This window comes from Mariniradius saccharolyticus AK6 (assembly GCF_000330725.2).
Lineage (GTDB): Bacteria > Bacteroidota > Bacteroidia > Cytophagales > Cyclobacteriaceae > Mariniradius > Mariniradius saccharolyticus.
The window spans coordinates 40,643-65,338 of sequence record NZ_AMZY02000023.1; the positions used below are offsets into that span (position 1 = coordinate 40,643).

Sequence of the window (24,696 nt, forward strand, 5' to 3'; positions counted from 1 at the left end):
TAATATTTTCCATCAAAACAATTTATCATATTTGCCGTCTTTATCATCAATTCATTTTAATCCCAATCCCATGAAAAGAATCTCCTTGCTCCTTTTGATCGGAGGAATAGCCTTTTTCCAAGCATGCGTCGGACCTGCGGGACCTCCCGGATTGCCCGGCCCTCAAGGCCCTCAGGGCCAACCCGGCGTGAACATCGTCGGAGAAGTTTTCGAAGTCACTGCGAATTTTACAGCCCAAAACAACTACCAGGAAGTATTCAATTTCACGCCACCTATTTTCAACAGTGACGTAGTCATGGCATATGTCGAATGGGAAGTGCAGGGAGGTAATGTCATTTGGAGACCATTGCCCCAGACAGTTTTGTTTGAAGAAGGGACAATGATCTACAATTTTGATTTCAGCAGGGTGGACTTCAGCCTATTTTTGAATTCAAATTTTAACTTGGCCAACGTCGACAATTCCTGGACCAGAAACCAAAAATTCAGGATCATCGTCATACCCGGTGAATTTGCCGGTGCGAGACTAGACCTCAGCGACTACAATGCAGTGATGGAGTACCTCGGCAAAACAGAAAAAGATATCAAGACGCTTTATCCGAAAAATTGATACAAGCCAAAGAATTCCCAAAACACCCGCCCAGCAAGCGGGTGTTTTTGTTTCCCCATTTTTAAGCCCAAGCCGTGAATTTTGCCGGGCTGCTTCTATCTTTGCGCCATGCAATTGAAAAACGACCTATTGTTGCGGGCCGCAAAGGGAGAACCCGTCGAACGAACACCCGTATGGCTGATGCGTCAAGCCGGCAGGATTCTGCCCGAATACCGTGCCGTGCGTGAAAGCGTCAGTGGCTTTATCGAGCTGGCCCAAACGCCCGAGTTGGCGGCGGAAGTGACCATACAGCCTGTGGATATCCTCGACGTGGACGCGGCGATTATTTTTTCAGATATCCTGGTGATTCCCGAGGCCATGGGCTTGCCCTACGAAATGCAGGAAAAGCGTGGGCCTTGGTTTCCCGAGACCGTTAAGACACCGGCCGACCTCAAGAAACTGCGGATTGCAGACGGAGTCGACGACCTCCACTATGTGATGGAGGCGATCCGCATCACCAAAAAAGCACTAGATGGCCGTGTACCGCTGATTGGTTTTGCGGGAGCGCCATGGACGATTTTTGCCTACATGGTCGAAGGTTCGGGCAGCAAAACCTTTTCAAAGTCCCGGGCCATGCTGTACACCGAGCCGGAGTTTTCCCACCAATTGCTGCAAATGATCACGGACAGCACGATCAATTACCTGAAAGGCCAAATCCAAGCCGGTGCGGATCTTGTGCAGATCTTTGACTCCTGGGCGGGGATTTTGCCGCCGGACCATTACCGGGAGTTTTCCCTGCGGTACATTTCCCAAATCTGCGAAGCGATAACGGAAGTGCCCAAGACGGTATTTGCCAAGGGGGCGTTTTTTGCAAGAAAAGAAATGGCAGCGCTCGCCTGTGAGACCATCGGCCTCGACTGGAACATGGGGATTGCCGAATCGCGGGAAATGATCGGCCCGAACAAGACCCTGCAAGGAAACCTTGACCCTGCCGCACTCTATGGCGACGCCCGCCAAGTCGAAGCGGCCACCAGGGCGATGATGGACCAGTTCCGCGGTAGCCGCCACATTGCCAATCTTGGCCACGGCGTATATCCCGACATCGACCCCGAAAAAGTGAAGGTCTTTATCCAGACGGTGAAGGAGTACCGTTGAGGTCTATCTCGGGTTAACCACCGATTTCAAAGAAGGGAGCAGGTAAAACACGGCGGTCAAATCGCCAATTTATCGGAAAAGAAAACCGAAGTCTTCGTGAATTTATCTGTGAAAATCCGCGCCATCTGTGGTCCATTTTTTTTTAAACCACAGATTTCAAAGATGGACACAGATGAATAACCGCCTTCAAACTACCCATTATTCATTATTAGTAAAGAAAACAGAATCCTTAGGAAATATATCTGTGTTAATCCGCGCCATCTGTGGTTCAATTTTATTACCGCAGATTCCACAGATGGACACAGATGAATAACCGCCTTCAAACTACCCATTATTCATTATTGGTAAAGAAAACAGAATCCTTAGGAAATATATGTGTGTTAATCCGCGCCATCTGTGGTTCAATTTGATTACCACAGATTTCACAGATGGACACAGATGAAAATGGCTGGAATCGTTGAAAACCCCGTGTTTTATTTCGCAGGGTAATTTTTATAGGAATGGAATCCCTTCCACCGCGGCGCCGACTTCAATGCTGGTACCTTCGAGCAGGAGCATGTTTTGTCCGAAGAGGACCTTGGAACCTACCGTCCGGTAAGTCGACAGGGTGCGAAGGGGTTCTTTCCCTTTTTGGGCGGTCGCTTGGTCGACCGTGGTCAGCACGCAGCGGGCACAGGGTTTGGTGATCTTGAAAAGGGCATCGCCGATCTTGACCTTGTCCCAGGTATCATCAATATAGGCCGGTCCGCCGGAAAAAACGAGGTTGGGACGGAAACGGTCCATGGGCACGGGCGATTGCAGCCTGGCATTGAGGTCGTCGAGTGCGCTCTGCCCGATAAGTAGGTAAGGCATTGCATCGGCAAAGCCGACCGACTCACTGTTGACCGCGTACTTCGCATCGATCTTTCGCTCCGTGCTGGGGGGCATCCAGACCAGTCCACAGGGCATTCCCAATATTTCGGAAAACCATGCATCCCCCTCTTTGCTTACTTCCTGCCCAAGTACCGTGTCATCCCATACGGTGACGAGGCGGGTGGCCTCGGATTTGGGTGTGAAGGGGATGTTGATCCGCTTGGTGGGGTCCTGCTTGTGAAAGACCAGCAAGCCATCGGCCCTCAGTTCCACTTGCAGCAGTGCCATAGACGGATGTACTCTTTGGGTGAGGAAATCCCCCTTCCCGTCTACCAGCATCCAGCGGCGGTCCCATTGCAGGCCCCGCTCTTCCAGATTGGCTTTGGGGAGGCGGATGCCGCCAAGGGATTTGATAGGATATATATATATGTCTTGGAGGAGCATGTTCGAAATGACCTTGTTGAAAAAAAACTATATCAGAAGAATCTTACAAAGGTATCGCTTCCCGCATTTTTTCGGGAAAGGTCGGGGTGATGATCTTGGAAACCAAGTGGAGAACGGGGTTTTCCTGCTCTGCAAAAAGTAGACTCCAAGGATTGGTCAGCTTGTATACCAATGACCGCTTGGATTCCTCGGGCGTAAAGAGCAAAACCGTAAATGCGCAAATCAAAATGACGCTGCCCCAACGCATTCGTTCCTGTCTCAATCTTTGCTTGCTAAAAAGTCCCATGGGATAAAGATACGCATTCCAGGCAGAAGGTTGCACGCAAACACACAAAAGTTGCTTCCTTTCCCGATTTGAGGCAAAAACCCTATTTTATTGCAAAGGCTCCAAGGCAGCCGCCCGATTTTCACATTTTTAATAAAATCGAAAAATTTTAACTATTCGAAAAGTTCAATCGTTTTCGGTTGCGTATTCCTAAATTAAAATAAAATATCATTAACGATTCATAAAAAATACCATTATTCTGTTAACAAGGCCTCTTCCAAAAGCAATCTTGGGCATTTGTTAAAAATTGCAAATTAAAATTTAAACAATCATTTTAGACTTGAAATTAACTATACAAACCATTTCGTTTTTTTCAAAACAACAAACCCTATGAGAAATTATTTACAAAAAGTAAAGGCGTGGACGATTGCCGGCCTGCTGATGGTCATCAGCGTCGGTGCCGCCTTCGCCCAGGGCCGGGAGGTAACAGGAACCGTCCTGGACGCGACCCTGAAGGATCCCCTTCCGGGAGTTACAGTACTCGTCAAAGGTACTACCAGAGGAACCACGACTGATTTGGATGGTAAGTTTACCATCACGGTACAACCTGGTGACCAAAGTTTGGTGTTCTCCTTTGTGGGCTTCACCGCCCAAGAGGTGGCCATCGGTAACCAAAGTGTATTCAACATCGAGTTGGCGGAGGATATCCAAAGCCTTCAGGAAGCCGTCGTGATTGGTTACGGTACCCAGGACAAGAAGGAAATTACCTCTTCCGTGACTAATGTCGGTGCAGAGCAGTTCAACCGCGGTAACTTCCCCAACCCAACCCAATTGCTGCAAGGTAAGGTAGCCGGTCTGTCAGTAACCAGGCCAGGTGGTAACCCCAATGCGCAGCCTACTTTGAGATTGAGGGGTATTTCATCCTTTGGCGCTACCCAATCTCCCTTGATTGTATTGGATGGTGTGATTGGCGCTTCGATCGATGCGGTTGACCCCAATGATATCGAGTCTTTTGACGTATTGAAGGATGCTTCCGCCGCTGCGATCTACGGTACACGTGGTGCGGCAGGTGTGATCTTGATCACGACCAAAAAAGGCTCTTCCAAAAAAGGATATGCGAATGTGACCCTCAACACTTTCGGGGCAGCTGAAACCGCTTCAAATCTGATCCCTGTTTTGTCACCTGAAGAATTTGTCGCAAGAGGTGGTTTTGATTGGGGTTCCAGCACAGATTGGAGAAAAGAAATCCTCCAAACTGCATACAACGGAACTGTGAACGCTTCGGTAACAGGCGGTTTTGACAATACCAATTATTTGGTTTCCGTCAATTATCGTAACAACGACGGTGTTGTAAAAGGTACCAATCGTGAGACTTTGAACACCCGTTTCAATTTCAACCATGGGGCTTTGAATAACAAACTCAGGATGAATGTCAGCTTGGCCTACACCAATACGAATACCAAAGACGTAAACTCAGAAGCTGTACGTTATGCAACCATCTACAACCCAACAGCACCAGTTTGGGAAAGTGGCTATAACCCTCAAGAGTCTTCCCAAGACCGTGAGGCGAGGCTTGCATTGGCAAATAGGAGATTTGGAGGTTATTTCCAAAGAGACTTATTTGACTATTTCAACCCGGTAGCGTTGATCAATCAGCAACAATTTACCAACGAAATTAAGAGTGCGATCTATTCCTACAGATTGGAATATGACATCACGGATAAAATTACGATTGCGTCCCAGTTTTCAGAAGACAGATTAAGCGTTCTGTCAGGTAGCTGGTTCTCTTGGCAGGATTTCAACGTAGGTTTCGGTCGTAGTGGACAGGCCGGACAAAACCAATTTGACCGTACCACATCTATTTGGAACGGTACCATCCGCTACGAAAATGAGATCTTTGACCGTATGAACTTCACGTTCCTGGCCGGTGGTGAAACACAAATCTTCAAGGAAAGAGGCTTTAATGCTTCTGCCACGAGGTTCTTGTTTGACCAAAGCTATAATAACCTCGGTGCAGGTTATGTAAGATTCGGAAATGGTAGCGATATGAGTTCATTTGCCACCAATGCCACCTTGAATTCTGTGTTCGGTAGGGCAAACTTCAATTATAACAACACCTACTTCTTATCTGCTTCCGTACGGGCTGAGACCTACTCAGGATTCGGTAAAGAAAATCAAACCGGTGTATTCCCCGCATTCTCTGCAGGCGCTGATTTGACACAGATTTTCGACATGGGTATATTCAGCAACTTCAAGCCAAGGGCATCATACGGTATAGTGGGTCAGTTGCCACCCTCTCCGACTTTGGCAATCGGCTTGTTCCAAAACGGAAACAGAATTGCCTTGGATGCAGATAATCCATTCAACAATGGCTTCGTAGCACCAAGACAAGTTGGTAACCCGAACCCACAATTGAAATGGGAAACAACCACGGAAATCAACTTGGGTATCGACTACGGTATTTGGAATGGAAAGGTGACCGGTACTTTGGATGTTTATTCCAGAAAGATCTCCGACCTTCTTTTCAATACCCAAGTGCCAGCAGGTGCTCCTAACGAATTTGACCCAGGAAACTTCTACACTGCAAACTCCATTTGGGCGAACATCGGTGACCTTTCACAGGCCGGTATTGAGTTCTTGGTCAATGTGAACAACGTGAAATTGGGTCCTGTCAATTGGACGCCTTCTTTCAACTTCACGATGTACAAAAGAACGACCATTGACAGAATCGGTGTGGGTTCCATCAACCTTCCTGAAATCAGGCAAGCCACTCCAGGTTCTCCAGGTCAAAACAACAACGAAATCGTTTGGAACCGCGTAGGTCAAGAAGTTGGTCGGTTCTATGGACCAAGATTCCTTGGTTTGACTGAAAGAGGGGAGTATATCCTCAGCACAGAAAGACCAGAGGAGTTCGAAGATTTGGGAAGCGGTTTGCCATCGGGTGATTTCGGTTTCTCCAATTCCTTCTCTTACGGCAAATGGGATATGAACTTCTTGTTGAGAGGTAGCTGGGGTCACTTGATCTACAACTCTTTCAGGGGTTTCTATGAAAATGCAGACGGTGCTTCCAATACATGGAACTCAGTAATCACGAAAAATACGCCTATATCTCCTTTAGTGATTTCAACACCCACTTTCTCTGATCTATACTTGGAAAGAGGCGATTTCATGAGGCTGGATAACCTTCAAATCGGCTACAATGTGGCAAGCAGGTCAAGCAGCATCAGCAATTTCAGAATTTACGGCGGGGTGCAAAACCTTTTCACGATCACCCAGTTTAGCGGTGTAGATCCAGAAGTAAGATGGACCGACGACGGAAATCCATTGGCACCAGGCATCGAAAGAAGAAATACTTACTTCGTTCCTAGAATCTGGACCGCGGGTTTGACCATAACGTTTAAATAACATAAACTCAGAATAAATATGTTACGATTAGTAAAATCAATTTGTGTGGGAGGTTTCGTCGCTTTGGCTACCACCTCATGCTGGGAACTGGAACAAGAAGTACTGACGGGATTGACTGCCGATGATTTGGCAAACAGCCCGAGACCAGAACTTATAGACGTATTGAAACAAGGTGCCTATGCCTCAGTAATCGGTAACTGGGGTGGACACGGTGGTATGTGGAGTATCAATGAAGTGTCTTCTGACCAATTAGCCATTCCACAAAAAGGTGCCGACTGGGAAGATGGTGGTATTTGGTTGCGGAATCACAGGCACACTTGGGCTGTTGGAGACGGTGCATACAACGGTGCCTGGCAATATTGCTATGGTATCGTGGCACAGTGTAACCTCTTGATGTCCCAATATCCGACGATCGAAGGTTTGAATGCCGAACTTCGCGTATTGAGGGCATTGGCTTATTTGTGGTTGATCGATAACTTCGGAAACGTTCCAATCATCCTGGAAACGGACAGAGGCGGAAACCCTCCTCAAAATACCCGTCAGGAAGTGTTCAACTTTATCGAAAGCAGCATCAAGGACAACGTGGACTTGTTGCCAAAAACTTTCGTGAAGACGAATTTGAACTACTACTCTGCGCACATGATCTTGGCCAAATTGTATTTGAACGCTGAGGTTTACACAGGTGTTCCAAAATGGGCAGAGGCGGAAGCTGCAATTGATGTGGTGATCAATTCTGGAGGTTACTCATTGGAACCAAACTTCTTTGCAAACTTCTCTGCAAGAAACAGCGGTTCTTCTGAAAACATCTTTACACTCCCCTACGACGCAAACAACGCAGGCGGTTTCAATATCCACCACATGACCTTCCATTATGGTAACCAAGCTACTTTCCAATTGCAGGAACAACCATGGAATGGGTATACCGCTTTGGAGGAATTCTACAATAGCTTTGAGCCTGGTGATGCCAGAAGAGCCAGTTTGAGGGAAGGGCAGCAGTTCGCTGCTGATGGAAGGACGCCGATCTTGGATAACGCTGTTGAGCCCAATGATCCAGATGGACCAACATTGATCTTTACTCCACGAATCAACGAGTTGGCTCCGAATGCACTTCGTCAGGCTGGCACTAGGATCAATAAATTTGAGGTACCACTAGGATCTCCTAACTCGCTGGATAACGATTTCCCGATCTTCCGTTTGGCTGATGCGATCTTGATGAAGGCTGAGGCTGCTTTCCGTTTGGGCAGAACATCGGACGCATTGGCGCTGGTTAACCAAGTAAGGGCTAGGGCTAATGCTGCGCCGTTGAGCACTTTGACCGCTGACATCTTGTTGGCAGAAAGAGGACGCGAGTTGTTTGCGGAAGGACACAGAAGATCTGATTTGATCCGTTTCGGACGATTCAATGACGCTTGGTGGGAGAAGAACCCATCACAGCCATTCAGGAATTTGTTCCCTATCCCGCAAAACCAATTGCAAGCCAATCCTAACCTGACCCAAAACCCAGGTTATTAATCTCCGGCTTACGATCGGAAATACTGAAAGAAGTGCACTAAGGTGCACTTCTTTTTAGTTTCTACGCCTTCAAAATCTTACCTTTGCAAAGCACAAACTCAGGCTGATTCCTCGTCACGTTTGACTACAGTAAGCCCCCTCCTACCTGCGCATCAAAGGCAGGTCTATGGTATACCCATACGATGATACAATCCAGAATTTCCCAAAAGTTGCAAATATCAACCACCTGCTGCCTACTCCCGCTTGCGGTATTCCTATGCGCAGGATGCAAGAAAGCGCCCGAAACCACGGATTCCCCAAAGCTTTTTACCTTACTACCCTCATCCCATACTGGGATTGATTTCAGAAATGATCTTTCCTTTACCGAAAAATTCAACCCCTACACTTTCCGGAATTTTTTCAATGGAGCCGGAGTCGCGCTCGGCGACATCAACAACGATGGCCTGATCGATATTTTCCTTGCAGGCAACCAAACCCCGAATCGCCTTTACCTCAACAAAGGTGATTTCAAATTTGAAGACATTACCCAAAAAGCGGGACTCTGGGTCGAGGGCATTTGGTCCACGGGAGTCAGCATGGCCGATATCAATGGGGATGGCTTTCTCGATATTTATGTCTGCAAGTCCGGTCCGCTCGAAGGCGAAAACCGTCACAATGCCCTCTATATCAACAATGGGGATTTGACCTTTTCCGAACAAGGGCAAGCCTACGGCATCGCCGAAAAGGGGCTTTCCCAGCATGCTGTTTTTTTTGATTATGACCGTGACGGGGACCTTGACATGTACCTGCTTAATAACTCGGGCCGCTCAATTGGCTTAAACGATCTTCGCGAAGGGCAGCGTGCCGTTCGTGACCCGGAAGGTGGCAATAAACTCTTTCGAAATGATGGGGGAAAATTCAGCGATGTAAGCGAAAAGGCAGGGATTTACGGTTCCGCAATCGGCTATGGCTTGGGAGTGACCGCGGCGGATTTGAACCGCGACGGTTGGCCGGATCTGTACGTTTCCAATGACTTTTTCGAGCGCGATTACCTCTATATCAATAACCGAGACGGCACCTTTTCCGAAGTTTTGGAAAGCGCGATGACCGAAATCAGCATGGGTTCCATGGGCGCCGATATCGCGGACCTGGACAACGACGGTTGGCAGGATATCTTCGTTACCGAAATGCTTCCCGCGACTTGGGACCGAGCGAAGACAAAGACGCCTTTTGAGGATTGGGACAAGTACCAAGCCAATATCAAAGCCGGGTATTTTCACCAATTCACCCGAAATACGCTTCAGCGCAACCTCGGCTGGAAACCGGGCACGAAGGAAGCGCATTTCGTCGATATTGCAAGATTTTCCGGGGTACATGCCACCGACTGGAGTTGGGGGGCACTGATATTCGATGCAGACAACGATGGGCTCCGGGATATCTTCGTTGCCAACGGGATTGTCAAGGATCTCACGGATTTCGACTTTGTGGACTATTTTGAGGATAAAGCCGATTTGATCCAACAATACCGCCGGGATTCGGTGCTGATTACCAAAATTCTCGAGCAGGCACCCTCCACACCCTTGCAGAATTACCTGTTCCACAACAGGGGGAATTTCCATTTCGAAAACATCGCAGCCCAATCCGGCATGAATCAATTGACTTTTTCGACCGGTGCTGCCTATGCGGATTTCAACAATGACGGCGCACTCGATCTTGTCGTCAACAACCTGAACGGAGAAGTGTACCTCTATCAAAACAACAGCCCCCAAATCTCCAAAAGGAACTTCCTTCAGCTCGATTTACAGGGAAATTATGGTGCGCTGGTGCAGGTTTTTGTGGGCAAACAAATGTTTTTGGCGGAAAATAACCCCGTGAAGGGGTACATGTCTTCGGTAGACCAAAGGGTGCATATTGGTTTGGATACATTAAAACTGGTCGACTCAATTTGGGTGGACTGGCCCCATGGAAAAAGAAGCGTGCTGAAATCCGTCGCTGCCAACCAAGTGCTGAAAATAAATCCAGCGGAAGCCAACATTACCACTCCAGCACTAACGATAGCTCCTACCTTCCTTTCTTCAACTCCATCACTTTCCTGGAAACACGAGGAAAGCAGCTTCGTGGATTTTGACCGGGACAGGCTACGCTTCCAAATGGCGAGCAATGAAGGTCCGCGCATCGCGGTCGCCGACCTGAACGGCGACGGCTGGGATGACCTGTTTTTGCCCGGAGCAAAAGGACAGGCGTCCACGATTTGGATGCAGGATGCCAAAGGGAATTTCAGGGAAACACAGGTTTTGGAGAAATCCGAGGCGCCCGAGGACGTGGAAGGACTCTTTTTTGATGCCAATGCCGACGGACGCTTGGACCTGTACGTGGTCAGCGGAAGTTTGGAGTTCAACTACCTCAATCCACTGTACCAAGACAGGCTGTACCTGAACGACGGAAACGGGAAGCTCCAATTGTCCCCCAAAAGTCTGCCGCAAAGATTCGAAAGCTCGGCATTTGTCCGGGTACTTGATTTCAACAAAGATGGAAAACCCGATCTCCTAGTCGGTACCCGAACGATTCCCTTCGCCTATGGAGTCGGTGGGGATTTGGTGCTGTTGGAAAATCAGGGCAACGGAAGTTTCTTGGATAAAACAACTGCGCTGGCACCGGGATTCAAAGGATTGGGCATGGCGCGTGATGCTTGGACGGGAGATTTGGACGGTGATGGCAACTTGGAAATCGCGGTGGTCGGCGATTGGATGCCGATCCATGTATTCAGCGAGCGTCAGGGCAAATTCGTGGAAACCTCGGTAGAAATGGGCTTTGAAAAGACGGGTGGATTTTGGAACTGCATCTTCGCGGGCGATTGGAATGCAGATGGAAAGACCGATTTGCTGTTTGGCAATATGGGTACCAATTCGCGTTTGCAGGCTTCCTCGGACAAACCGCTGCGAATGTATGTCAACGACTTTGACCAAAACGGAAGCGTTGAACAAATCATTACCCAATATGAAGGCGACAAAGCCTATCCGATCGTTTTGAAAAACACGCTGCTCAAACAATTGCCGGCATTACGGAAAAACCTACTCAATTATGCCGCTTATAGGGACAAGGCGATTCAGGACCTTTTTCCGGAGGATTTGCTGCAACGTTCCAAGATTTGGGAAGTGCATACCTTGGAGTCGCGCATGTACATCCAAGGGGGAAATGCTACCTTTGCAAGCGTAAAAATCCCAGAGGTGTTGCAGTACAGTGCGGTCTATGCCTTTCATGCCGAATCGGATAGCGATGGGCAATTGCATTTATACGCAGGTGGCAACCAAAGTAGAATAAAGCCAGAATTGGGAATTCAAATGGGTAGCTACGGTTGGCATTTCATCTTGGACAAAGAAGGCGGATTCAAACATATTCCGGCCGCGGAGTCGGGCTTCTTCGTCTCAGGCGAAATCCGCAGCCTAAATACCATACGCGGACCCAAAGGCAAGTATTTTGCCCTAGCCCGCAACAACGATACGATGTTGTTCTTCAAAATGAATGAAAAACCAAGATTATCAAAATGAGAATTTCAAAAAAATCCATCCTCTTTGTTCTGATCCTCATGGGCTTGTTTTCCTGCAAGTCAGACTATCAAAAGATGAAGGAAGAAGCAGAGGCTTCAGGCGTCGTCGCCGAGGACTTGTTTCTCGGAATTAGGTTTGGTATGGTCAGAAGGGAGTTCTTTGAAACATGTGCTGAACACAACAAAAATGGCGTACTCATCAACGGGCCGCACCACTTGCAGGTCCTTTACCATCCTGAGATGCCATCCGGCAAGAAAGTCGATATGTTTTTTTACCCGGATTTTGAGGAGGACCGACTGTTCTTCATGCCGATAGAGTTCATCTACACAGATTGGTTTCCGACAAATGAAGAATACACCAAGGACAAACTCTTAGCCGATGTGGTCGGGCTGTTTGAGAATTGGTATGGGCCTGGATTCAGGGAAATCACCAACCAAGACAAAACCATCCGGGCGATGGTCAAAATCGACGGCAACCGCCTGATACGGATATTTATCAAAGACATCAAGACTGTCCGTGCCGAAATACTCGACCTCAGGGTCAAGGATATCACGGAACTGAACAAACCAAGCAATGAAGCATCTCAATAGGATATTGGGCCTGGCCCTTATCCCCATCAGTTTTTGGGCCTGCAAGAAACAGGAAGAACCACCAAAAGAAACCTTGTTCCAGAAAATCGAGGCCGTTGACTCCGGTATTGATTTCAGAAATGACCTCGCTTTTGACGAGAAATTCAACATTTTCACCTACCGAAATTTCTACAATGGTGGCGGGGTGGCCTTCGGCGACGTCAACAACGACGGCCTTTTGGATATTTACCTAACCTCAAATCAGAAAAGCAACAGGCTTTACCTTAACAAGGGCAATTTCAAGTTTGAAGATGTGACTGAAACTGCAGGCGTTGCGGGCACAAGGGCCTGGAGTACGGGCGTAGCCATGGCCGACGTCAACGGTGACGGATGGCTGGATATCTACGTCTGCAACTCGGGGGACATTGCGGGTGACAACAAGCAAAACGAGCTGTTTATAAACAATGGCGATGGTACTTTCTCTGAAAAAGCGGAAGCCTACGGGCTCGCCGACCAAGGATTTTCGACCCACGCCGTATTTTTTGACTATGACAAAGACGGAGACTTGGACGTTTACCTGCTCAACAACAGTTACCAAGCCATCGGCAGCTTCAATAAGATGCAAAACGAGCGCCCGAGACGTGACCCTGTCGGCGGTGACAAGCTATTCAGAAATGATGGAGAAAAATTCACCGATGTGTCTGAAGCAGCTGGAATCTATGGTTCCGTAATCGGTTTTGGCCTTGGGATCACCATCGGCGATGTGAATCGCGATGGGTGGATGGATATTTTTATTTCCAACGACTTCTTTGAGCGCGATTACCTGTACATCAACAACCAGGACGGTACTTTTTCGGAAAAACTCACCGACTACATGCGCTCGACCTCTGCTGCCTCGATGGGCGCGGACATCGCAGACCTTGATAATGACGGTTTTTTGGACATATTCGTCACCGAAATGCTGCCCGAGCCGCTTGAGCGGATAAAGCAAGTCACTTCCTTCGAGAGCTGGGACAAATTCCAGTTCAACGTGGAGCATGGCTACCACTACCAATATACCCGCAACATGCTTCATGTAAATAATGGTGACGGGACGTTTTCCGACCTTGGGCGGATGGCCAATGTTGAAGCGACCGATTGGAGCTGGGCGGCGCTGATGGTCGACATGGACAATGACGGTTTGAAAGATATTTTTGTCGCCAATGGTATTTACAAGGATCTTACGGACTTGGATTACCTCAATTTTATCGACAACGATGAAACGAAACAAAAAATCATTTCACAACAGGGCGTCGATTACCGCGCACTCGTGGATCCAATGCCGGTCAGTCCAATATCTAACTATGCCTTCAAAAACAAGGGGGATTTGGTCTTCGAAAACGTGATACACGAATGGGGTATGGGCGATCCAATCCATTCCAACGGCTCGGCTTATGGGGACTTGGACAATGACGGTGCGCTCGACCTTGTGATCAACAACGTCAACAATCCAATAAGCCTCTACCGCAACCGCAGCAGGGAATTGGCTCCCAACCAGCATTTTCTGAGCTTTGACTTGACTGGTAAACTGGGAAATACCGCCGCTATCGGCACCCAAATCCGCATCAAGGCGGGCGAAAAAGAGATTTATTTGGAGCAGATGCCAAACCGTGGCTTCCAATCTTCGGTGGATCCTAGGCCCCACGCGGGCTTGGGTGAAATTGCCAAAATCGACGAAGTGCAAGTTCGTTGGCCGGATGGGCAAATGACAATCCTGCGCGATGTCTCTCCAGACCAAATGCTCAAGCTGAAATGGGAGGAAGCATCCGCGGCACCGAGTGATTTTGAGTTCTTCAAAAAAGCACCTGAGCCACTATTCACCAAACTTGACAGTGGAAAGGTCCTCAACTACCGTCATGTTGAAAATACTATGGTAGATTTTGACCGGGACAGACTCACCTATCACCTGCTTTCGACGGAAGGTCCAAAAGCCGCTTGGGCAGATGTAAATGGGGATGGCCTTGAGGATGTCTTTATCAGTGGGGCGAAAGGGTTTCCCGGAAAACTGTTCCTGCAGACCGCCACAGGTTTCGAGGAATCCAATAGGGAAACTTTCTGGGCTGACCGTATCTCGGAAGATCGTAACGCCCTATTCTTCGACGCCAATGGGGATGGAAGCCTCGATTTGTTTGTTTGTTCGGGCGGAAATGAATCGGGATTTGGGTCCCCTGACCTGATTGACAGACTCTACATCAATGACGGGAAGGGAAACTTCAAGAAATCAGAAAACAACGGCTTGCAGGCCTTGCCCAACAGCAGCGCTGTGGCCCGTACGATCGATATCAACGGGGATGGGGCCTTGGATCTTTTTGTAGGGTCGCGGTTGATTCCGTTCGTATACGGCGTCAATGCCAGTTCACATATACTAGTCAACGACGGGAAGGGCAAGTTTGCCGACCTGACCGAACAATTCGCTCCCGAGCTTAAAGAAATCGGCATGGTGACGGATGCCCAAGTAGTGGATTACGACAGCGACGGAAAAATGGATTTGGTTTTGGTAGGCGAATGGATGGCGCCGACTTTCTTTAGGAATACAGGCACCAAGCTGGAAAAAATCGAAATGCCTGAAATGGCCAGCCACAAAGGCTGGTACCAATCCGTTGCCGTCGGCGACTTCAATGCGGATGGCAAGCCGGATTTTGTGTTGGGTAATCATGGCCTCAACAGTCGATTCAAAGCCACGACTGAGCGGCCCGTGCGCATGTTTGTCAATGACTTTGATCAAAACGGTTCCATCGAGCATATCTTCACCTACAAAGAAGGCGGCCGACATGTGCCTTTTACGCTGAAGCACCAATTGGAAGGCCAGGTACCTTCGATCAAAAAGAAGTACCTGAAGTACAGCGCTTACAAAACCCAAATGCTAGAGGATATCTTTGAACCTAACCAGTTGCGCAACGCAGTCATGCAGGAAGCCAATTTCTTCCAATCAGCCGTGCTGATTAACGAAGGAAACGGCAAATTCAAGGTACAGGAATTGCCTCGGATGGCACAGCGATCTTGGATGTACACCTCATTGGTTGCGGATATCAATGGAGACGGCCATCAGGACATCGTCATGGGCGGTAACCTGAAGGGGGCGAAGCCTGAAGTGGGCCAATATGACGCGAGCTATGGCGAGATCCTGTTGGGAAAAGGCGACGGCACGTTTATCTATTGGCACAACCGTGACCATGGACTTCAGCTCCATGGGGACATCCGGGATTTGCAGCTTGTCAGCATCAAGGGCCAAAGGCTGCTGATGGTGTTGAAAAACAATGAAGGGGTGGAGTTTTGGGAGTTTTGAATGGAAATGAGGTTGATTTCTTTTCAGGAGAACGATTCGTTAAATTTGATCAAGAAATACAAGAGATGGAATGAAGACGATAAAAGGAACCTATTTCAAAGGACAATTGAAACTTGATAAACCCTACGAAAAAGAGGGTCCTGTAAGGGTTTCCGTCACTTTTGAAGAAAGCTCATCCAAACCACTGGAGTTGGCGGATTTCTCCTTTCTGGAGATGCAAAAAGAATTGGCTGACGTGAAAGGTTCCTTTGCTGAAGAGGTTATCAAGGAAAGGAGAAAAGAGCGATGAATATTTTTCTTGACACGTCAAGTCTTTTTAAGCTTTATCATAAAGAAACCGGAACAGCTGAATTACTTGATTTTTTTGAAAAAAATGAAATCAATGGTATTTTCCTCGCAGAGGTAACCAAAGTTGAATTTTCTTCAACTGTTTGGAAAAAATGCAGAAAAAAAGACCTCTCAATTGAAAAGGGAAAATTATTGATTAATAAGTTCCAACAAGATTCTTCAAAGTTTTCTTTTATTTCTCAAGATTCGAATCTTGTATCGCTAGCACTTGTGCTCCTCGAAAAGCATTGGCAAGACGGGTTGCGGACCTTAGACGCGCTACAGCTAGCATCATCAGTTTCAATAAAGGATAAGATCGATAAGTTATTTACTTCGGACATTGTATTAAGGGCCATTGCCGAAAATGAAGGTTTTAATTGTAGGTAAGATGTCGCGAAGCTTTCTGGCCTTTATTTTCGTCGTCTTGCTCAGTGCATGCAATAAGCAAGGGCAGGAAACGCTGTTTTCCTTAACGGAAAGTGCAAAGACTGGTGTCGATTTCAAAAACACCCTCCAATCCACTCCGGAGCTTAATATCCTCGAATACCTGTATTTCTACAACGGTGGCGGGGTAGCGCTCGGGGACATCAACAATGATGGCTTGGTGGACATTTATTTTTCCAGCAACCAAGGCAGCAACAAACTGTACCTCAACAACGGAAACTTTCAATTTGAGGATATCACCGAATCGGCGCAGGTAACTGGCGAAGGCGGCTGGTCCACTGGCGTGACCATGGCAGATGTAAACGGCGATGGCTTTTTGGATCTGTACGTTTGCCAAGTCGGGGACTACAAAGGCCTGAAGGGCCAAAACAGACTCTACATCAACCAAGGTGACCTGACATTCCGAGAAGCATCCGCTGATTGGGGATTGGATTTTGTCGGTTTTTCCACGCACTCAATCTTTTTTGATTATGACCAGGATGGGGATTTGGACATGTACCTGCTCAACCATTCGATCAAGAAGCCTGAGGTTTTTGCCCACGCCGACACCAAGTTCACCAATCAGGACGAAAAAGGCGGAGACAGGCTTTACCGAAGTTTGGTTGCCCAAGGTGAAAACAGAATGGTAGAAGTCACCGCCGAAGCCGGAATCCTCTCGAGTAGCCTGGGTTTTGGCTTGGGCGTGGGAATCGGCGATTTCAATGCGGACGGATGGATGGACATCTACGTCTCCAATGACTTCACGGAGGATGACTACCTCTACATCAACCAACACGACGGTACTTTTCGCGAGGCATTGAAGGAGATGATCTCCAACACTTCCCGATACAGCATGGGGAATGACGTCGCAGACATCGACGGAGATGGACTCCCCGATATCTTCACGACCGATATGTTGCCCGCAGATCCGCAGATATGGATGAAATCGGTGGGGGAAGACAAACAGGAAGTTTATCAGATCAAAAAAAACCTCGGCTATGGGGACCAATATGTCCGCAACCACCTTCAACTCAACCGCGGGGATGGCAGGTTCAGCGAGGTTGGGTTGCTGACCGAAACTTTTGCCACCGATTGGAGCTGGTCGCCGCTGGTATTTGACATGGACAATGACGGACTCGCCGATATCCACGTCACCAACGGCATCGTGAAGCGGCCCAACGACCTCGACTTTATCCAGTACAGCCAAGAACCGGAACCAAATCTCACTCCTGAGCAGCTGACCCAAAAGCAAATCGATATGCTTCCCACGGTCAAGCTTCCGAATTTTGCCTTCAAAAACGAGGGGAATCTGAAGTTCTCGCCCGTCGCGGATTCTTGGGGACTTGCACAGGAAAGTTATTCCAATGGCTCTGCCTATGCGGATTTGGACAATGACGGAGACTTGGACTTGGTGATCAACAATACCGATCAGGAAGCCTTTGTGTATCAAAACAAGGCAGAAAAGGTAGGCAATCATTTCCTCCAAATTGATTTGAAGGCTGCGGGTTACAACCGCTTTGGGCTTGGCGCGCAGGTTTGGGTGTACGCTGGAGATACGGTATTCTACCAAACACTCAGTACGTCCCGGGGATTTCAATCCGGGCCTTCGATGACTTTGACCTTTGGCCTTGGAAAAAAATCCCAAATCGACTCCGTTTTGGTTGCTTGGGATGCAAAAAACATCGAGCACTTCAATGTCCCATCTGTCAACCAAAAAGTGAACCTGGAGCAGGGAAAGGGAAAAACAACTCCTTTTCCTACAAAACAAAAGGATCCCTCGCTCACAATCCTCCCCTATTCCCTGCCTTGGAGCCACACCGAAAACTTTGACACGGATGAATTTCGGCGTGAGTATCTTTTGCCAAGAAAGTACGGCACGGAAGGCCCCGCTTTGGCAGTCGGCGACGTCAATGGAGATGGCTTGGAGGATATTTTCCTTGGTGGTGCCAAAGGGCAAGCAGCTTCCCTTTTCTTCCAAACCAAAAACGGAGATTTTGAAAAAATCCCCAATCCGATATTCGAGCAATTGAGCCCTGCCGAGGATGTGGTAGCCGAGTTTGCGGATTTCAACGGTGACGGGCATTTGGACCTGTACATCGGAAGCGCCGGGAATGAGCACAAGCAAGGCGAGATGTTCAATTTCGACAGGATTTTTCTAAATGATGGTACCGGCAATCTCCGCTTTTCCATGAATTCACTCCCGCCTATTGGCGAGAACACCTCCACGGTAGCTGTCCACGACGTCAACGGCGATGGTGCACCAGATATCTTTGTCGGAGCATCGGTCGTCACTGGAAATTATGGTGCTATTCCGAAGAGTTACCTCCTGATCAATGACGGCAGGGGCATTTTCCGTGAAGCGACAAACCAATACTTTGGAGCGGATTTTCGGCCCGGGATGGTTCAAAAGGCGCTATGGGCCGATATCAATGGAGATGGGGGTAAAGAATTGCTTTTGATTGGAGAGTGGATGGGAATCCAGGTTTATGGCCTCAATCAAGGAAACACGTTCGAATTGATCGACGAAAAAATGGCAGATCAGGGTGGCTGGAATTATTCGGTCTCGGTAGCTGACATCGATGGAGACGGCAAACCAGAAATCCTGGTGGGTGCTCTGGGGCTCAATACAAAGCTGAAAGCATCGCCCGAAAAACCCCTTTGGCTTTACCACCACGATGTCGATGGCAACGGACAGGAAGATCCCTTGATTTTCCACTATATGGGCGGAAATTTGGTTCCCTTTGCTACCCGGGATGATTTGATCAAGCAAATCCCGATGATCAAAAGAAAGCACAAAAGCTACGTGGATTACGCGCAGATAACAGGCCCAGAGGATTTGTTTGAAAAGGAGCTCGATCAAATCAGAAAAGTACCTGTCAAAAACCTGTCATCCGGAATCTGGTGGAACAAGGGCAAAGAGGGTTTCCAATTTGAGCCTTTCCCCGTAGAAGCACAGTTCAGCCCGATCCGGGATATGGTTTTGCTTGAAACTGGAGATGGATCCAAGTCAATGGTCGCTGTGGGAAATTTCGACGGATTCCGAAATGATTTGGGCAGAAGCTCCGCCCAAGCAGTGCAGATACTGACCTGGTCTCAGGGAGGATGGAAATCCGTGGAGTTGTCACCCGATATCTCCAGGTATTGGGGAGAGTACCGCAGAATTGTACCGATCACGATCAAGGGAGAAAAATGCTTGATTGCTGTCAGGAACAACGACAGCGCGGTTTTTATGAAAATCAATCCCTGAAAACCTGCTAAAAATCAGTTCCTTTGCCACCAAAATTCGCTAGGTTTCGGATGGAAATAAGTAGCTTTGAAGCCGAAAACCCACGCGCAAACAAAGCGTTTCTTAGATTGGAAACTGCAAAAAGAAGAAAAATCAAAAAGTTTATTGGTATGAAAACCCTATTCCCAAAGTTCCTGACAGCGGTTTGGATGGTGCTGCTTGCGTTCTCCTGTAAGGAAAAAACCGATTACCAGTCCGCCATTACGGATGGCTCCTACCAGATTGCCGCCCAGCTGAAGCTCACGGATGTCATCATTCACGACATATTTTCTCCTCCGGTCGCCAGCCGGATTTATGCCTATCCCTCCATCGCCGCCTATGAGGTCACAGCCTTGGCAGATCCACAATACCAAAGCCTGATGGGCCAGCTGAAAGGGTTTGAGAAAGCGAGCTTTGATACATCGGGGGAGATTTACTATCCTTTGGCCTCGCTCGCCGCCTATTACAAAGTGGGGACAGCTTTGATTTTTTCCGAAAACCTCATGAAAGAACACAAGGAAAAGGCATTTGCGGAGATCAAGGAGAAAGGAGTTCCGGAGGATGTATTTGAAAGATCCGTAAAACTGGGCGAGGAAGTAGGTGCCCATGTGATCGCGTACGCCAAAAAGGACAATTATCATGAAAGCCGCTCCTTTGAAAAATATACGGTGAAAAATGACCCAAACACCTGGCAACCTACGCCGCCAGCCTACATGGAAGGCATAGAACCGCATTGGAACAAGATCAGGCCGTTTACAATGGACTCTGCATCACAATTTAAAGTGGCACCTCCTACTCCCTTTTCGACCGAACCTGGGAGCCAATTCTACAAAGAGGCCGAGGAAGTATTCACTACGGTGAAAAATCTGACCAAAGAGCAAAGTGACATTGCCTACTTCTGGGATTGTAATCCCTACAAAGTGAATGTGAAAGGCCACGTCATGTTTGCCACGAAGAAAATCACACCCGGCGGACATTGGATGGGCATCGCTGCCATTGCTTCCAAAACGGCAAATGCCGACTGGAAGAAAACCTCAGAGGCCTTGGCAAAGACAAGTATCGCCATTTTTGATGCCTTTATCGCCTGTTGGGATGAAAAATACCGCAGCATCCTCATCAGACCTGAGACGTACATCAACAAGTATATGGATGAAGATTGGCTTCCGCTGCTGCAAACGCCTCCGTTTCCTGAATACACCAGTGGCCACAGCGTAGCTTCCAATGCCGCTGCGGAGACATTGACCAGCGTCTTTGGAGAGCCTTTCCATTTTGTGGACTCCACAGAAGTCGCCTATGGATTGCCGATTCGGGAATTCGACTCATTCAGACAAGCTGCAGATGAAGCGGCTATCAGCAGGCTGTATGGTGGTATCCACTATATGCCGGCCATTGTCAATGGCTCCGAAAAAGGAAAGAACGTTGGAAACAACCTGATCGCCAACATCAAAACAAGCAAAGCTGAGCTGCAACCCGTAACCTCCAAGAATTGATCGCGGCAAGATATTTCAACAAAAGGTCGGTAATTCCGACCTTTTTGTTTTTGGGTATTCGGGAATCTCGCATTTTGAATGTCCGAATCGCTATTTTTGACCCATGGACAGTATGGATAGCATCATCAAGTATTTTCCCGAACTGACGGCAGAGCAAATAGAAAAACTCAGTCGGCTGGGGGCTTTGTACCAAGAGTGGAACGAAAAAATCAACGTGATTTCCCGAAAGGACATGGACCATTTCTACGAGCGGCACCTGCTCCATTCATTGGGCATTGCCAAAGTGATCCAATTCAAGCCGGGGACCAAAGTGCTTGACTTGGGTACTGGTGGCGGGTTTCCGGGAGTTCCGCTTGCGATCATGTTTCCTGATACGCATTTCCATTTGGTAGATTCGATTGGCAAAAAGATCAGCGTGGTGAAGGATGTAGCGAAGCAGTTGAAGCTTTCCAACATCGAGGCCCAACAAGTACGGGTCGAAACCCTCGTCAGGCGCTATGATTTCGTGGTAAGCCGGGCAGTTACGAGATTTGCAAGTATGCTGCCTTGGGTCAAAGGAAAATTCAAGAAGGAAGATTTCAACGAACTCCAAAACGGTCTACTACTACTCAAGGGTGGCGATGTGGACGAAGAAATGGAGGAAACGCGGGCAGGTTATATTACTTTTCACCTGGAGGACTATTTCCAAGAAGAATTTTTTCAGACAAAAAAGGTCGTCTACGTGCCCTGGGAAGGGAAAAGGTAATTCCTTAGGAATTTAGCAGCATTGGCTTCAGGCTCCCGATTTCAATAGCCTGTTTTTCCCCACCAAAGCGGAACAGGCGCTAAATGGCTATGGTAACAACCCCGAATAAAGCGAGACGGGGCATGCTACGGCTTGATCCCCCGTCCATTATCCCCATCGGAGGATAAATGCACATCGCGCTGCGGAAATGGAATGACGATTCCTTTTTCCTTGAACATCACGTCGATCTGATGGACGATATCGCCCTTGACAAATGGCACCTCAAGGTAATTGTTTACCCAAAAGGAAACTTCCAGGTCAATGCGACTATCTCCAAAATCCATTGGCAAAACCCTTGGTGCAGGATAGCTGAGTATCCTGGAATCGCTGGTGAGTAATCCTTTCACCAAGAGACAAGCTGCAGACAAGTTGGTACCGTAAGCTACGCCAACTACCACAGTGACTTTCTTTCCCCGTCCCATGGTCCAATTGACAAGTTGCTGGCTAAGCAGATCCCCGTTGGGAATGATGATGCTGGCGCCCTCAAGCATATTGACGACACTGCTGCGAAATCCGATCGACTTCATCACCCCTGGCTTTCCGTTGATTTCGATCAAATCACCCACTTTGACTGGGTTTTCAAAGGCAATGATAACCCCGCTTACCAGGTTATTGAACAATCCCTGTAGTCCCAAACCAATGCCTACGCCCAATGCGCCCAATACGATCGTGACCTTGTCCAATGGAACTCCCGAAGCAGCGACAGCTAAGAAAAGGCCCATACTGATGATAAATATCTGTACCAACAATAGCCAGCTTCCCAAGCTGATGCTCTTTCTTTTGGTCGTGGTGGTATTGGCATCCGGATCCGCACTGAAGAACGAAACGATTCGGGACAGAATCACGGAAATAACCAAAATCACAAAGAAGATCAAGAGACCGTTGATCGTGAACTCGTAACTACCCAAAACTCGGGGGGTATTTAGGAAAAAATTGAAACCGCCGGAAACCAGGTTAAAGGTGTAGAAGTTTCTACCCACCAAAATCAGCCAACCAAGCGTCAATAAGAAATAAAAAATCGGATGTACCTTCTCTCCAATCTTGTCAAAATTGATGAAGAAAAGCTTTTTGTCAGGTTTATTATAAAGCGATGAGGCAAGACCGAGCATTTGGTTGATCAACCTCACAGTCCAAAGCAAAATCACTCCCAATACCACGCCAAGGTAGCCGCTGACAAGCAAGGATTTGGCGAAATTCAAATTCCCAAAGAGGCAAAACAAAAATGACAGCGCCTGCATAAAAACCATATAGCCGACAAAATAGAGGATGCGTTTTTCTTTGAGTTCGGATTTTTTTCCTGTCAAGAAAATCAATGAACCATAGACCACACCCACCATCGAGAGCATCAGCATCAGCATTTTTTCCACCCGGGTAAAAACCAGCACCAAATTCAGCGAGCTTGAAAGGAAAAAAATCAGCAACACGACCAGCCAAAACCCAAGCCAATACCTGGACAAAAACCGGAAAAACAAAACCGTAAGCGCCAGTGCAGCGAGCATCCACAGGAAAAAATGAAATACAAATGGTGGAGATGGAAAGAAGAATTGAGCAACGCCAATCACAATAATCAGAGCGGAAAGCAAAGGATTCTTGAGAACGAGCTGCTGGTTGTCTGTATTCTCTGCAAATCCCTCCTCCTTGGATTTCGCCCTGAGGTTATAGATGAAAAAACCCAATAGCAATACCACCAACAGCAAGAAATATATCCGGGACGAAAAAATCTCAAAGTACAGGCTAAAGGCAATCAGTTCCTTTTCGTGGGACATCTTGATGATTTCCCCAAAAGAAAGATCCGAAAAACCAGAACGCGAAAACCACTTTGACTCTGTGGAAAACATACCGCTGTTGAGCTCGTCCCGTTTTCTCTGTATCTCAAGGATAGAAGCCTCGATCAAAATCAGCTCGGCCTCAACGCTTGCCTGTAATCTGTCGAGCGTAGCGAGGGTAGCATGCAGGTCATTGAAGGTCGGCTCGATTTCCTTGGCGATCAATACAAACTTTTTGGCATAGGTCGCCGCGATGGCCGAATCGGAGGAAAATCTAAAGAGCTCTTCAATTGTCGAGAGGGAATCGATTTGGAAACTCAAACCGAAAAGCCGATCCGAACGGTCTGTAATATTGTCCCTGATTGCTTGGGTTTTTTGCTCCAGTTCTGACAAGATCGCTCCTGACACCCCCAGATTCCTATCGGATTGGATGACCGTATCCCCTTCAAATACGCCCTTTTCCACGAGTTCGCGCTGTGCCTTGATCTGGGAAAGCTGGTTTTCTACGCCGATAGAATCCACCTCGTCAGAAAGGTATTTCCGTGCTTCTTGAATCGTCCGCCGTATTTCAGCCATTACTTTCCGTTGCACAGATTGATTCCGGGTAGTTTCAAACTCCTCCAGGTTTTTGAGATACCCCGCATCACCAACCTCCTGGAGACGCCGCGAAAAAGACTTTGCTGATACAGAATCCGAATCTTGATGCTCCATACCCGACCGTATGGGAGACGCCAAAATCATGTGATTAGATACAATCATCAACCCCAGCACAAAAAGCATGCGGTTACACGATCTCAACAGCGACAAGAAATGATTTGGCTGATTTGCTTTTGATTCCATATCCTGAACTGGACTCAGGCTGTCATCCTGCCGCTGAGTCATTACAAATGGGAAAATAATCATTTCGGAAATTTTGTTGCGGATTTTGGGAATGAAATGATTTCGACAATCTTAAAAATAAGGAATGGCGATGTACCCTTGGTATAGAAACGATAGGGAAT

At 47.8% G+C, this 24,696-nt stretch carries 15 protein-coding genes; 12 read left to right on the forward strand and 3 right to left on the reverse strand.

Annotated elements, in window-relative coordinates; all coding sequences use genetic code 11:
• Nucleotides 1–70 precede the first annotated feature (70 nt).
• Both C943_RS20035 and hemE read left to right on the forward strand, forming a co-directional pair.
• Nucleotides 71–607, forward strand: coding sequence for a hypothetical protein (locus C943_RS20035; RefSeq protein ID WP_040481538.1), 537 nt, complete (start codon nt 71–73; stop codon nt 605–607).
• A 108-nt stretch (nt 608–715) separates the two neighbouring features.
• Nucleotides 716–1,741, forward strand: coding sequence for a uroporphyrinogen decarboxylase (gene hemE, locus C943_RS20040; protein WP_008631583.1), 1,026 nt, complete (start codon nt 716–718; stop codon nt 1,739–1,741).
• Between the two features lie 492 nt (nt 1,742–2,233).
• Here hemE and C943_RS20045 read toward each other — a convergent pair whose 3' ends face one another.
• Both C943_RS20045 and C943_RS20050 read right to left on the reverse strand, forming a co-directional pair.
• Complete coding sequence (locus tag C943_RS20045) at nt 2,234–3,037, reverse strand: MOSC domain-containing protein (RefSeq protein ID WP_008631585.1); 804 nt, start codon at nt 3,035–3,037, stop codon at nt 2,234–2,236.
• Between the two features lie 43 nt (nt 3,038–3,080).
• Nucleotides 3,081–3,323: a hypothetical protein gene (locus C943_RS20050; protein WP_008631586.1), complete on the reverse strand. Its 243-nt coding sequence runs from the start codon at nt 3,321–3,323 to the stop codon at nt 3,081–3,083.
• 369 nt (nt 3,324–3,692) lie between these two features.
• On the opposite strand from C943_RS20050, the gene C943_RS20055 reads away from it, so the two are divergent.
• From C943_RS20055 to rsmG, 10 genes are all read left to right on the forward strand, one after another.
• Nucleotides 3,693–6,707 carry a TonB-dependent receptor domain-containing protein gene (locus C943_RS20055; protein ID WP_008631589.1) on the forward strand — a complete coding sequence of 1,005 codons (3,015 nt, stop codon included), beginning with the start codon at nt 3,693–3,695 and terminating at the stop codon, nt 6,705–6,707.
• An 18-nt stretch (nt 6,708–6,725) separates the two neighbouring features.
• Nucleotides 6,726–8,219, forward strand: coding sequence for a RagB/SusD family nutrient uptake outer membrane protein (locus C943_RS20060; RefSeq protein ID WP_040481541.1), 1,494 nt, complete (start codon nt 6,726–6,728; stop codon nt 8,217–8,219).
• Between the two features lie 182 nt (nt 8,220–8,401).
• Complete coding sequence (locus C943_RS20065; protein ID WP_008631594.1) at nt 8,402–11,746, forward strand: VCBS repeat-containing protein; 3,345 nt, start codon at nt 8,402–8,404, stop codon at nt 11,744–11,746.
• Nucleotides 11,743–12,336: a hypothetical protein gene (locus tag C943_RS20070; protein ID WP_008631596.1), complete on the forward strand. Its 594-nt coding sequence runs from the start codon at nt 11,743–11,745 to the stop codon at nt 12,334–12,336. The genes C943_RS20065 and C943_RS20070 overlap by 4 nt, the downstream gene beginning before the upstream one ends.
• The gene (locus tag C943_RS20075) at nt 12,320–15,640 is read left to right on the forward strand and encodes a VCBS repeat-containing protein (RefSeq protein WP_040481543.1); all 3,321 of its coding nucleotides are present in this window, start codon (nt 12,320–12,322) and stop codon (nt 15,638–15,640) included. The genes C943_RS20070 and C943_RS20075 overlap by 17 nt, the downstream gene beginning before the upstream one ends.
• Nucleotides 15,641–15,710: 70 nt before the next feature.
• A complete protein-coding gene (locus C943_RS20080; protein WP_008631600.1) occupies nt 15,711–15,929 on the forward strand; it encodes a hypothetical protein in 219 nt (72 codons plus the stop codon).
• Entirely contained in the window at nt 15,926–16,354 is a 429-nt protein-coding gene (locus C943_RS20085) for a type II toxin-antitoxin system VapC family toxin (RefSeq protein ID WP_040481545.1), read from the forward strand. The genes C943_RS20080 and C943_RS20085 overlap by 4 nt, the downstream gene beginning before the upstream one ends.
• A 1-nt stretch (nt 16,355) precedes the next feature.
• Nucleotides 16,356–19,637 carry a VCBS repeat-containing protein gene (locus C943_RS20090; RefSeq protein ID WP_008631602.1) on the forward strand — a complete coding sequence of 1,094 codons (3,282 nt, stop codon included), beginning with the start codon at nt 16,356–16,358 and terminating at the stop codon, nt 19,635–19,637.
• 149 nt (nt 19,638–19,786) lie between these two features.
• A complete protein-coding gene (locus C943_RS20095) occupies nt 19,787–21,145 on the forward strand; it encodes a vanadium-dependent haloperoxidase (protein WP_008631607.1) in 1,359 nt (452 codons plus the stop codon).
• A 112-nt stretch (nt 21,146–21,257) separates the two neighbouring features.
• Nucleotides 21,258–21,890, forward strand: coding sequence for a 16S rRNA (guanine(527)-N(7))-methyltransferase RsmG (gene rsmG, locus C943_RS20100; protein ID WP_040481575.1), 633 nt, complete (start codon nt 21,258–21,260; stop codon nt 21,888–21,890).
• 125 nt (nt 21,891–22,015) lie between these two features.
• On the opposite strand, the gene C943_RS20105 is transcribed toward rsmG, so the two are convergent.
• The gene (locus C943_RS20105; protein ID WP_008631611.1) at nt 22,016–24,598 is read right to left on the reverse strand and encodes a mechanosensitive ion channel family protein; all 2,583 of its coding nucleotides are present in this window, start codon (nt 24,596–24,598) and stop codon (nt 22,016–22,018) included.
• Between the last annotated feature and the right edge of the window lie 98 nt (nt 24,599–24,696).